The organism is Kribbella sp. CCNWLW201, from assembly GCF_037203805.1.
Classification (GTDB): Bacteria; Actinomycetota; Actinomycetes; order Propionibacteriales; family Kribbellaceae; genus Kribbella.
Genome location: NZ_JBBCBQ010000001.1, coordinates 123,492 through 135,603, shown reverse-complemented (window position 1 = coordinate 135,603; position 12,112 = coordinate 123,492). Strand labels below are relative to the sequence as shown.

Below are 12,112 nucleotides of genomic sequence, written 5' to 3'. Positions count from 1 at the left end.
GAGGATCATCGTGGGGCACGGCTGGGAACACGTGGTGCTCAAGCTGTTTCGCGGGAAGGACTTCACCTTCACCGTGACGGGTGCCGAACAGGTCACAGAGCGCTACCGCCGGGTGCACTTCACTGATGGCGGGCTGCTCGAGGCGATAGGCGTACACCCGACGATGTGGGTGCGGCTGTGGTTCGACAACGCGGGCAAGCCGCATCAGCGGGCGTACACGCTGGTCGACCCGGATGCCAAGGCGGGCACTTTCAGTCTGGAGTTCGCGCTTCATGACGGGTGCGCGAGCGACTGGTCCCGCAAGGCCGAGCCGGGCGACACGATCGAGGCGACCGTGCAGGGGACCGGGTTCGAGGCGCCCGACCCGCTGCCGGAGCGGATGCTGGTGATCGGCGATCCGGCCTCGCTGCCGGCCATCAACTCGCTGCTCGCGGTCGCGCCGGAACTGCCCGCGACGATCTGGTTCGAGACCACGCACGACGGCGATCACGAACTGCCGTTCCGGATCAACCCGGACCAGCACGAACTGCGGACCGTTGCGCGTCAGGACATGGTCGAGGGGGTCAAGGCGGAGCTGCCGAAGTTCATCGGCGATCCGGCCGGCGCGTTCGTCTGGATTGCCTGCGACACCGCGACCACCCGGGCACTCTCGTCGTACGTCCTGAAGGACCTCGCCGTACCGAAGCATCGCGTCAAAGCGCTCGGCTACTGGAAGGCGGCCTGAAGTAATCTGGCGCGCGTGATCAGACCTCTCGACCTCACCGACCGGGCTCTGGCCGAACGCCTGCTGGAGATCCAGCATCGCGCGTACGCCGTCGAGGCCGAGCTGATCGGCTTCGAGGGCATCCCGCCGCTCCAGGAAGACCTCGACGGCCTGATGTCGTCCACCGAACACTGGCTCGGCCGGTACGACGGTGACGTCCTGGTCGGCGCGGTCGCGTACGAGTTCCCGGACGACGACACCGTCGACATCACCCGTCTGATCGTCGACCCCGCCCACGCCCGCCGCGGCCACGGCCGAGCTCTCCTCGACCACCTCGACGCACTGGAACCGCGGCCGACCAGCCTCGTCTCCACGGGCACGGCGAACACCCCAGCCGTCAACCTCTACAAGTCCCGCGGCTACCGCGAGGACGGCCGCACCGAGATCGCCCCGGGCATCACCGTCACGCAGTTCAAGAGGTCGGGCCTGGGTGGGGAGGGGTGACCCACCCAGGCCCGACCTGATCAGCCGGCCGTGAGGGAGAGGGCGGTCCAGCTGACAGCGGGAAGCGTGATGGTGAGCTTGCCGTCCTCCAGGCGGGCTTCGGCCGGCTGCGGGGTGACGCGGTCGGGGTGGTCGGCGGAGTTGGTCGCCAGCGGGTCGGCGTCGTGCATGATGACGGCCTCACTGACGGTGGTGACACCGGCACGGCTGACGTCGACGGTGACCTCGATCGGGCCTTCGGTCGAGCGGTTGACCAGGAAGACGGCGAGCTTGCCCTCGTCGTACGTCGCGACCGCGTCGACCGCCGTGATGTCGCCGTACTTGGCGGTGCTGACGGTCGGTGAGTCGGTCTCCAGCCGCAGTACCTGACCGGCCGCGAGCCGGGAAGTGATCGCGAACGGGTGGAAGGTGGGCTGCCGCCAGGCCGGGCCACCGCGCTCGGTCATGATCGGCGCGATCACGTTCGCCAGCTGCGCGAGACAGGCGACGCCGACGCGGTCGCTGTGCCGCAGCAGCGAGATCAACAGGTTGCCGACGACAACGGCATCGGTGACGTTGTACTCGTCCTCGATCCGCCGCGGCGCGACCGCCCAGCCGTCCCCGTCCTCGTCGGTGCGGCGGGACCGGTCGCCGTACCAGACGTTCCACTCGTCGAAGGAGATGTCGATCTTCTTCGTGCTCTTCAGCTCCGCGCCGACCGCGTCCGCGGTCGCGACCACCGCGTCGATGAAGCGGTCCATGTTGACGGCCGAGCCCAGGAACGACGCGGTGTCGCCGTCGTCGTTGCCGTAGTACGCGTGGCAGGAGATGTATTCGACGAAGTCGTACGTCTCCCGCAGTACCGTCTGCTCCCAGCTGCCGAAGGTCGGCATCGACGACGAGGACGAACCACACGCGACCAGCTGCAGGTCGGACTCGACCATCCGCATCGCCCGCGCGGTCTCGGCCGCCACCCGGCCGTACTCCTCGGCCGTCTTGTGGCCGATCTGCCAGGGCCCGTCCATCTCGTTGCCCAGGCACCACAGTTTGATCGCGTACGGCGATGCGCCGTGCTGCTCGCGCAGATCGGACAGGGCCGTGCCGCCCGGGTGGTTCGCGTACTCCTGCAGGTCGAGCGCCTCCTGGACCCCGCGGGTGCCGAGGTTGATCGCCATCATCGGCTCGACCCCGGCCTTGGCGCACCAGCGGATGAACTCGTCCAGGCCGAACTCGTTCGTCTCGACACTGTGCCAGGCCAGGTCGAGCCGGCGCGGCCGGCCTTCGCGCGGGCCGACGCCGTCCTCCCAACGGTAGCCGGAGACGAAGTTGCCGCCGGGGTAGCGGACCACGGACACCCCGAGCTCGCGGGTCAGTTCGAGGACGTCCTTGCGGAAGCCGTCCTCGTCCGCGGTCGCGTGGCCGGGCTCGTAGATGCCGGTGTAGACACAGCGGCCCATGTGCTCGACGAAGGTGCCGAAGGTACGGCGGTTCACCGGCGCGATGGTGAAACCAGGGTCGAGGGTGATGTTGGCAGCGGGCACCAGGTTGCTCCTGTCGTGACTGATTGCGGTTTTCAGGTGATCCGGGGCCAGCCGTCCGGCCCCCAGTGGATCCGCCGCAGGCCGAGCCGGAAGTCCCCGCCGGCCTGGGTGTCGTAGTAGTGATGGGCCAGCCAGCCGTCGTACACGGACTGGCCGCCGGGTCCGGCCATCGAGCCGGATCCGGACAGGATCACCGTGCCGCCTCCTTGCAGCAACGGTGTGCCGAGCCGATCGACGTACGGACCGGCAACGGCTGCGAGACGTCTCATCCCTTGATCCCTGCGTCGCCGACACCGCGTACGACGTGCCGCTGGAACAGGGCGTACACGATCAGCAGCGGGAGCCCGCCGAGCACGGCCGAGGCCATGATCTGGGCGTACCGCAGGCCGTAGGAGCCCTGCACGTTGGCCAGCCCGACCGGGATCGTCATCATCGACGGGTCGGTGGTGACGATGAACGGCCAGAGGAAGTTGTTCCAGGCGCCGATGAAGGTGAAGATGCCGACGGCAACGAGGATCGGCCGCGACATCGGCACCATCACGCTCCAGACGATCCGCCACCGGGTCGCGCCGTCCACCCGGGCGGCGTCCTCGTAGTCGCGGGAGATGCCGTCGAAGAACTTCTTCAGCACGAACACCATCACCGGCGCGACCACCTGCGGTAGCACGATGCCCCAGTAGGTGTCGACCAGCCCGAGACTGGTCATCTCCTGGAACAACGGCACGATCAGCACCTGCGGCGGGACCAGGATGCCGGCGATCATCAGCCCGAACAGTGCCTGCCGGCCGGGGAACCTGGTCCGGGAGAACCCGTACGCCGCCAGGACCGAGACCAGCAGGGTCAGGGCTGTCACCAGGACCGCCACGATCGTGCTGTTCAGGAACCAGCGGAGCAGGTCACCCTGGTCGATCACACTCCGGTAGGCGTCCGCGGTCGGTGCCGTGGGCAACCAGGTGATCGGCGACAGGGTCGTCTCCGCCTCGGGCTTGAGTGAGGTGTCGAGGGCCCAGAGCAACGGGATCAGCCAGACGACGGCGAGAATCGACGCGCCGACGATGTTCGCCACCTTCGGGAAGGTCCAGCGCGGTTCCACCGGGCCGCTCCGCGTCGTTCGCGGTGTCGCGGGCAGGGTCGCGGTAGCCATCAGACCCCCTCCTTCCGGCCGGAGAAGAGTTTGAACTGCAGTACCGAGACGATCACGATGATCGCGAAGAACATGTAGGAGATGGCCGAGGCGTAGCCGATCCGGTAGTTGGTGAAGCCGTTCTGGTAGATGTACTGGATGATCGGCCGGGTTGCGTAGTTCGGCCCGCCGTTGGTCATCAGGTAGATCTGGTCGAAGATCTTCAGCGACGCGACCAGCTGCAGGACGATGATCAGTCCAGTGGTCCGGCTGAGCAGCGGCAGCGTGATCCGGAACAGCTTCTGCCGGCCGTTCGCGCCGTCGATCGCGGCCGCTTCGTAGACCTGGGCCGGAATCCCTTGCAGGGCGGCGAGATAGAGCAGGAAGTTGAACCCGACCGTCCACCAGACGGTCGTGATCACCACTGCCAGCATCGCCCGGTTGTCGGTGTTCAGCCAGTCGATCTCGGCGAACCCGCCGGCCGTCAGCAGACCGTTCACCAAGCCGAACCCGGGCTGGTAGATCCAGACCCAGATCAGTGTCACGACGGTCGCGGGCAGCACGAACGGAGCGAAGTACGAGAACCGCAACAGCCAGCCCAGCAAGCCTTTCCTGTTGGCGAGCAACGCCATCACCAGGGCGATGATCACCAGCGGCGGCGTACTCATCGCGGTGAAAACGAGGGTGTTCTTCAGCGACGACCAGACGGCCGGGTCACCGAAAATCTCCCGCCAGTTCTGCAGGCCGAGGAACTCCTGCTTGACCCCGGCCAGGCTGGTGTTGAAGAAGCTGTTCCACAGGCCGTAGATGGTCGGCCAGAGAAGGAAGACGGCGAACAGCAGGAGGAACGGGGCGACGAAGAAGAGTCCGGCCCAGCGTTCCTTCCACGGCTGCCCGGTCTCCGGTTTCGCCGCGGTGGACGGCGTACCGGGTGTAACTCGAGGTGGTGTCTGCACGGCCATGAGTGAGATCTCCTTCAGACCGGGGACGGGGTGTCGAGGAGCGTCTGGGTGGCGGCCTTGAACTGCTCGAGCGCAGCCTTCGGTGTCGCCTGCCCGGAGAAGACGCCGCTGAACGCAGCGCCTGCCTCGTTCTGCAGTTGTGCGCCCGAGCCGCTGAACCACGCGTCCGGGTCGAAGAACACGTCGGGCGCGACGCTGCGGTACTCCGCCTGCGGTTTGAGGTCCAGGTACTGCTGGCTCGTCACCACCGGCTGGTACGCCGGGATGTGCCCGCCGGCGGCCCAGTCCGCACTGTGCTTGAGCATCCAGGCGATGTACTCGACCGTCGCCTTCGTGTCGTCTGCGTTCCGATTCGACTGGTGCGGTAGCACGAAGGTGTGCGCGTCACCGGCGAACTTCGGTACGTCGTACACGACCGGGAACGGCGCCATGCTGAACGGCATCTTCGCGGTCTGGTACGTCGTCACCTCCCACTCCCCGTTGAAGCTCAGGCCCACGTCGCCGCTGCTGAACTGGGCGACCAGGGCCGGGTAGTTGGCCGACCGCGGCACCAGGCCGTCGGCGGCGAGTTTCGCCATCAGCTCCAGGGCTTCGAGCGCCTTCGCGTCGTCGAGGATCAGCTCGGTGCCGTCCTCGTTGAAGAACTTCCCCTCGAGCTGCCCGTACAGCGTCCACCACATCCGCCACGGGTTCGTCGTCTCGATCGAGGCGCCGTACTTGCCGGTGACGTCCTTCGCCGCCTTGATCATCTCGACGAACGCGTCCACACCCTTGACCGGCTTGATCTTGCCGTCGGGCCCGAGCAGTCCGGCCTTCTTGCAGATGTCGGTGTTGTAATAGAGGACGAACGGGTGCTGGTCCAGCGGTACGGCGTACAGCTTGCCGTCGACGATGCAGCGGTTCCAGGTCGCGGGCAGGAAGTCCTCCTCGCGAATCCCGGCCTCGTTCAGCAGGTCGACCGGGATCGGGTCGAGCATGGTGTTCGGGCTGAATCCCTTCAGCCGGGACAGGTGCAGCGTGGCCACCTCGGGCGCCCGGCCGCCGGCCGCGGACATGGCCAGCTTGGTGTAGAACGGCGGACCCCAGGCCAGCGTGTGCGCCTCGAACCTGACGTCCGGGTGCTCGGCGACGTACTGCTGATGGATCTGCAGCAGACGGGCACCGTCACCGCCGCCGAACAGGTTCCATTCGCGTACGCGTGGCGTGGAGCCGAGGCTGCCGCAGCCGCTCAGGGCGAGCGCGCCGGCGGCGCCGAGCAGGCCGCCGAGAACAGCTCGGCGGGATGGGGATGGGGATGGGAGAGCGTTGTCAAGCATCTGCGTGTCCTCCTGGCGGGGGTGGAGCACGGTTTCGGGCGTGCGTGACCGCCGCGCCGGCCCAGGGGTAAACGGTCGGCGCTTGCTTTTACATCGGTGTACTACATCGGTGTAGAGAGATGATGCCCGGGCACTCCGGGACCGTCAACCCTTCAGGTCCGGTGGCTTTGAGTGACGGCTCAGCCGGCCGTGGACTCGCGCACGTGCAACTCGTACGGCGCGACGATCTCCTGGTGCTCGGAGTCGTCGCCGGCCATCCGCTGCACCAGCAGTTCGACCGCCTTCCGGGCGATCTGGACGCGGTTCGGATCGACCGTCGTCAGGGTCGGGCTGCTGTAGCTGGCCTCGTCGATGTTGTCGAAGCCCGCGACCGCGACGTCGTCCGGGATCCGGATGCCGTGCGCGGTCAGCGCGCGGACCGCGCCGAGGGCCAGCGTGTCGTTGAGGGCGAAGACGGCGTCGAACTTCTGCCCGGTGGCGAGCAACTCCTCCATCGCGTCCGCTCCGCTCGACCGGTGCCACTTCCCGCCCGACACGGCCAGCTGCTCCGGCACGGGGACGCCGTACTCGCCGAGCGTCTCGGCATAGGCGCCGTACCGGATGGCCGCGGTGCCGACCTTTTCGCCGGGACGGATGCCGATGACCGCGATCCTGCGGCGGCCCCGGTCGAGCAGATGCCGTACGACGGCCTTGGTGCCCTCGATGTTGTCGATCATCACGTGGTCGACCGGGCCGTGGAAGATCCGCTCGCCGAGCAGCACCATCGGCGTCGACGTGCGGAGCTGCTCGACATCCTCGGGGCCGAGCCCGAGCGGGCTGTAGAGCAGACCGTCGACAAGGTGGCCGCGCGGCCGGGCGAGCGCGGTCAGCTCGCGCTCACGGTCGGCGTTGGTGGTCTCGATCATCACCGTCAGGCCGTGCTCACCGGCGGCCGCGATCGCCGCGTCGGCGAGCTCGGCGAAGTACGGGTTGCTCAGCTCGGGGACGGCCAGGCCGATGATGCCGGTCCGGCCGGACTTGAGGTTCCGGGCCGAGATGTTCATCTGGTAGCCGAGGGCATCGATCGAGGCGAGCACCTTGGTCCGGGTCTCCTCGCGGATGTACGGATACCCGTTCATCACGTTGGAGACCGTCTTCGGCGACACCCCGGCATGGCGCGCCACATCCCGCATCGTCACCGCCACGGCATCACCCCCTTCGTCGATCCCCACACGGTAATGCAATCAGCGGCCGTGCGTTCAGGAGGACTGCACCTCGAGCAGCGTGCGGATCACGCCGTCTGGCAAGAATTAACCAACAGCTCCACCGGTGCGGCGGTCCTTGACCCCACTTTGTGCTCCAGATGCGCGTTTTCCGGCTCCGCCGTACGCGAATGGTGCGCAAAGTCAGCGGTCGGCTGGCGGGCGGCGGCGGAGGGTGGGGTCGGTGAGGGACGGCGGTCGCCAGGCGCCGTCGGGCGGGTAGAGATCGGTGCCGGGCGGGACGATCTCGTCGATCCGGTCCAGGGTGGCGTCGTCCAGGGTGAGGTCGGCGCCCTTCAGCAGGCTGTCCAGGTGCTCCATCGTGCGTGGTCCGCTGATCACCGACGTCACCGCCGGGTGCGTGGTGACGAACGCGAGCGCGAGTTCGGGCAGCGTGCAACCGATGCCCTCGGCAACCTCGATCAGCTGCTCGAGCGCGTCGAACTTGGCCGCGTTCCCCGGGATCGACGGATCGAACCGGAACGGCGTGAGCTTAGCCCGGCCCGTGGTCAGGTCGACCGGCTGGTCCTTGCGCACCTTCCCGGACAAGAACCCCGACGCCAGCGGACTCCAGGTCAGCACCCCCATCCCGAGCCGCTGCGTCGTCGGCAGCAGCGACCGCTCGATACCCCGGCTGATCAGCGAGTACGGCGGTTGCTCGGTCCGGAACTTCCCGTATCCGCGCCGCTCGGCCACGTGGTACGCGTTCACGATGTCCTCGGCCGGGAACGTCGAGCACCCGAACGCGCGGATCTTCCCCTGGCTGACCAGATCCGTCAGCACCCAGAGTGTCTCCTCGATGTCCGTGCTGTAGTCCGGCCGGTGAATCTGGTACAGGTCGATCCAGTCGGTGTCGAGTCGTCGCAGACTGTTCTCGACCTCCTGGACGATCCACCGCCGCGAGTTCCCGCTCCGGTTGCGACTCCCGTCCTCGAGCGGGAAGTGCACCTTCGTCGCCAGTACGACGTCGTCCCGCCGGCCCTTCAGCGCCTTGCCGACGATCTCCTCGGACTCGCCGCGGGAGTACATGTCCGCGGTGTCGACGAAGTTGATGCCCTGGTCGAGGGCGGCTTGGATGATGCGGATGCTGTCCTCGTGGTCGGGGTTGCCGACCGCACCGAACATCATCGTCCCGAGGCAGTGTGCACTGACCTCGATCCCCGTCCCACCCAGCGTGCGATAACGCATCTACAAGCTCCTAGCTCCCGGATCTCTTGCCGGGAACGCTAGAAGCTAGAGCGCTGTCTAGGTCAAGCCGACCTTGAGAAGCCACCGACCGTTGTGCGGGCCGAAATGCGGTTGGTGGGTTCTCAAGGTGAAGCCTGCGTAGGGTGGGAGCGTGGAGTTCGAGGGGTTGTGGAATGCGGAACCAGGTTGGCTGAACACTGCGTCGTACGGGTTGCCGCCGCGGCCCGCGTGGGAGGCGTTGCAGGCGGCGCTGGCCGACTGGCGGGTCGGCGCGACGAGTTGGGAGCCGTGGGACGAGTCGACCACCCGCAGCCGGGAGTCGTTCGCGCGGCTGGTCGGGGCTGACGCAGCCGATGTGTTCGTGGGCAGCACGGTCTCCGCGGCGCTGGCGCCGATCGCGACCGCGCTGCCGGACGGTGCGAAGGTGCTGACCGACGACGTCGAGTTCACCTCGAACGTGTTCCCGTGGAAGGTGCACGAGGACCGCGGCGTCGAGGTGGTCGCCGTACCGGGGGACGAACTGATCGCCGCGATCCGGCCCGGGATCGACCTGGTCGCGGTCAGCGCGGTGCAGTCGTCGACCGGGGTCGTCCTCGACCTGCCCGCGGTGATTGCCGCCAGCAAGGAAATCGGCACGTTGCTGGTGATCGACGCGAGCCAGGCACTCGGCTGGCTGCCGCTCACGGTGGACGGGATCGACGCCCTCGTCGTACACACCTACAAGTGGTTTATGTCGCCACGCGGTGCCACGCTCGGCTATCTCTCGCCGCGCTTGCAGGAACTCTGCAGGCCGTCGGCCGCCGGGTGGTACGCGGGCCGGGCTGTCCACGACTCGTACTACGGATCTCGGATGGACCTCGCCGAGGGTGCCCGGCGGTTCGATCAGTCGCCGGCGTGGTTCTGCTTTGTCGGCGCGGCACCGGCGCTCGAGCTGGTCGAGCAGATCGGCGTCGAGACGATCAACCGGCACAACCTGGACCTCGCCAACGAGTTCCGCGCCGGTCTCGGGCTGCCGCCGTCCAACTCAGCCATCGTCAGCACCTCGCTGCCCGGAGCGCAGGAGGCCTTCGCGTCCGCGGGCATCCGCGCGGCCGTCCGGGACGGGAAGTTGCGGGCGTCGTTCCACATCTACACGACGCCGGCCGACGTACATCAGGCACTCACGGCGCTCAAACCTTTGCTGTAAAACGTCTAGAGCGTGGTCTAGGTCCGGGCTAGGGTGCCGGTTATGAGCACGGGACTGAGCATCGGACAGGTGGCGGAGCGGACCGGGCTGAGTGTGCACGCCCTGCGGTTCTACGAGCGCGAGGGCTTGCTCGCTGATCCGGTACGGCGGGAGTCGAACGGCCGCCGGGTCTACACCGAGGACGACGTCGAGTGGCTCGACATGTGCATCAAGTTCCGCTCGTCCGGGATGCCGCTGGACACGATCCGGAAGTACACCGACCTGGTCCGCCAGGGCCCCGGCAACGAACAGGACCGGCTGGCCCTCCTCCGCAGCCACCAGGACCACGTCAACGCCCAGATCCAGGACCTCAAGGAGTGCCTGAACGTCATCACCCACAAGGTCGACATCTACCAGCAACACCTAGCCGCCGGCACCGCCGACTGCCTCTGGGTAGCACCGTCGTCGACCGCCGAAAACACCTCGGCGGCTTCCTGAGTTCAGCGGATCAGCTCGCTCGTGATTTCGACGGCCGTGCCCTCACCAACCGTCGCGACGACCCACAACCTGCTCGCCAGAACGTCCGGATAGGAACCGGGACAAGGAATGGTGACGTCGACTTGCGGGCCGCGAATCGACACGGTCGCGTCTGATCGCGGTATCCGCTCTCCATCACGGAAGGCATGGACCCAGACAACGAGCTGGGTCACAGGACTGGTGACTGTGATGCACTCGGGTCCGCTGCCGTCCTGGACGTCGTCGTCCAGCCAGACCCGGGGTGCCGCGGGATTTCTGAAACTGATCACCTGGTTCGAACCGTCCGGCCAGCACAGCCAGGCGTACAGATCGAGATCCACTCCCGCTTTCGCCCAGTCCAGCGTGATGGTGAGAGGGGTGGCCGGTGAAATCTCGCCGAGCTGTTCCGGCTCAGGCTGTCTTGCCGGCAGCGCGTTCGCGACGCTGGTCCGAAAGAGGTCGTTGGGAGCACCGCTGTTCGGGCGGAGTCCCGAGACAGCAACAGACCGGCCACGTTGATCTGGCGTGAGCTTGTCCATGACCGCATCGCTGACTTTGCCGTGCGAAGCGATCAACACCTGGGCGTTGGGCAGGCCGCCGGTGTAGTCGGCCAGCGCATCCGCCACGTTCTTACGCACACTACGCCGGTACTGCTTGCATTCAATCGCGAGCAAGGCGCTCCCGGCCGCTGTGACTGGTGCCCTGCTCAGCCGGTAGTCGGGCTGGATGGCGGCGGAACGTCCGCGGCCGACAGGTGTGGCGTAGGCCGATCGCAGTTCAGCCCACAACTCCACCGGACCTTCCACCGTCGAGACGGTTGCGATGTGGCTGCCCGCAAAGCTGAACGCCAAGACGCTGTCCGCGACGTGGACCCTGACGCGGTCGAAGCCGAAGGCGGCAACGATCTCAGTCAGGACCCAAGCCGAGTACATCTCGTGCCGCTTGCCCCAGACCGGGAGGCTCAGCAGATCGACCAGCTGCTTGACATCGTCCTCGATGTTCACAGTCGTCTGCGGCCTGGCACTGATGTGGTTGGCAACCTCTCGAGCAACCTCATCGGCAAGACGCTCGGCAGCAGGGCGGTCGGTGGCTGCGAGCTCGCGAACCACGTCGGCAAACCGAAACAGCCCTTCGAGCATCGCTACCGGCCACTCGTTATGGGCGGCGTAGGACAACTCCACCGTCGGGCCGGCGATTTCGGCGGCATCCTGCTGCAGTTCGTCCTCGGTTTCGACAACCAGGAAGGTGCTTTCGCCGGTCACGGCATAGATGACCTGTTCGATCACCCTCACGCAGCTTCGGACAACCTCGTCGGCCGCTGCGATGCCGGTTTCCGCCGGACGCGGAATGCCGGTCGGCCGGCGCCTCCCGTCGTACGCCGTTTCCCACGCGCGCAACTGTTCGTCGTTCACCGCAGACAGGACCGCTTGACGATCGACCAGTGCGCGTAGGGCCCACAGGGCACGGGCTGTCCAGACGCGAGCCTGCCGCGCGATCACGACGCGCTGGATCTGCTCGACCTGCTCCCGGAATTTGTGCAAGGAAAGGGCCAGTGTCTGTCCCCGTCCAAAGTCGAACTCCAACCGCAAGTTCATTCCGTCCGCGGTTTGAGCACCGACGTCTGCATAGAGGCGAAGAAGGTCGCCGAGCATCGCGGCGAAGGGTTCGGCGATCTTGAGCAGGTTCCGGACGAGATCCTGCGCCGGCACTCCGGCAAGCGCGACGTCGAATGCCCGGCCGCTCGGCAGACCCATGGCTAACCGCAACTGCTCGACCAGATCTGCGTCGTAATGCTTTGGATCGAGATGCTTCTCCCGGACGAGGCGTTGCCACAGCGCTTGCGCATCCTCAACCACGTCTGCCTTACTCATGGA

At 67.0% G+C, this 12,112-nt stretch carries 12 protein-coding genes; 4 read left to right on the top strand and 8 right to left on the bottom strand.

The window, feature by feature from the left end; all coding sequences use genetic code 11:
• Window positions 1-10 precede the first annotated feature (10 nt).
• Together V9K99_RS00625 and V9K99_RS00620 are read left to right on the top strand one after the other, a co-directional pair.
• The gene (locus V9K99_RS00625; RefSeq protein ID WP_337008087.1) at window positions 11-724 is read left to right on the top strand and encodes a siderophore-interacting protein; all 714 of its coding nucleotides are present in this window, start codon (window positions 11-13) and stop codon (window positions 722-724) included.
• Between the two features lie 15 nt (window positions 725-739).
• On the top strand, window positions 740-1,207 hold the full coding sequence (locus V9K99_RS00620; RefSeq protein ID WP_337008089.1) for a GNAT family N-acetyltransferase: 468 nt from the start codon (window positions 740-742) through the stop codon (window positions 1,205-1,207).
• 20 nt (window positions 1,208-1,227) lie between these two features.
• Here the strand turns inward: V9K99_RS00620 and arfA are convergent, their stop codons facing one another.
• From arfA to V9K99_RS00585, 7 genes are all read right to left on the bottom strand, one after another.
• Window positions 1,228-2,727 carry an arabinosylfuranosidase ArfA gene (arfA, locus tag V9K99_RS00615; protein WP_337008091.1) on the bottom strand — a complete coding sequence of 500 codons (1,500 nt, stop codon included), beginning with the start codon at window positions 2,725-2,727 and terminating at the stop codon, window positions 1,228-1,230.
• Window positions 2,728-2,759: 32 nt separating this feature from the next.
• A complete protein-coding gene (locus V9K99_RS00610) occupies window positions 2,760-2,996 on the bottom strand; it encodes a hypothetical protein (protein ID WP_337008093.1) in 237 nt (78 codons plus the stop codon).
• Window positions 2,993-3,871: a carbohydrate ABC transporter permease gene (locus V9K99_RS00605; protein ID WP_337008096.1), complete on the bottom strand. Its 879-nt coding sequence runs from the start codon at window positions 3,869-3,871 to the stop codon at window positions 2,993-2,995. The genes V9K99_RS00610 and V9K99_RS00605 overlap by 4 nt, the downstream gene beginning before the upstream one ends.
• Entirely contained in the window at window positions 3,871-4,812 is a 942-nt protein-coding gene (locus V9K99_RS00600; protein WP_337008098.1) for a carbohydrate ABC transporter permease, read from the bottom strand. The genes V9K99_RS00605 and V9K99_RS00600 overlap by 1 nt, the downstream gene beginning before the upstream one ends.
• A gap of 14 nt (window positions 4,813-4,826) precedes the next feature.
• Entirely contained in the window at window positions 4,827-6,128 is a 1,302-nt protein-coding gene (locus V9K99_RS00595; RefSeq protein ID WP_337008100.1) for an extracellular solute-binding protein, read from the bottom strand.
• Between the two features lie 179 nt (window positions 6,129-6,307).
• Window positions 6,308-7,339: a LacI family DNA-binding transcriptional regulator gene (locus tag V9K99_RS00590; RefSeq protein ID WP_337008102.1), complete on the bottom strand. Its 1,032-nt coding sequence runs from the start codon at window positions 7,337-7,339 to the stop codon at window positions 6,308-6,310.
• A gap of 174 nt (window positions 7,340-7,513) precedes the next feature.
• Window positions 7,514-8,557, bottom strand: a complete 1,044-nt coding sequence (locus V9K99_RS00585; protein WP_337008104.1) for an aldo/keto reductase — start codon at window positions 8,555-8,557, stop codon at window positions 7,514-7,516.
• A 151-nt stretch (window positions 8,558-8,708) separates the two neighbouring features.
• On the opposite strand from V9K99_RS00585, the gene V9K99_RS00580 reads away from it, so the two are divergent.
• Window positions 8,709-9,743, top strand: a complete 1,035-nt coding sequence (locus V9K99_RS00580) for an aminotransferase class V-fold PLP-dependent enzyme (protein WP_337008106.1) — start codon at window positions 8,709-8,711, stop codon at window positions 9,741-9,743.
• Between the two features lie 42 nt (window positions 9,744-9,785).
• Window positions 9,786-10,220 carry a MerR family transcriptional regulator gene (locus V9K99_RS00575; RefSeq protein ID WP_337008109.1) on the top strand — a complete coding sequence of 145 codons (435 nt, stop codon included), beginning with the start codon at window positions 9,786-9,788 and terminating at the stop codon, window positions 10,218-10,220.
• 2 nt (window positions 10,221-10,222) lie between these two features.
• On the opposite strand, the gene V9K99_RS00570 is transcribed toward V9K99_RS00575, so the two are convergent.
• Entirely contained in the window at window positions 10,223-12,109 is a 1,887-nt protein-coding gene (locus tag V9K99_RS00570) for a hypothetical protein (protein WP_337008111.1), read from the bottom strand.
• Window positions 12,110-12,112 lie beyond the last annotated feature (3 nt).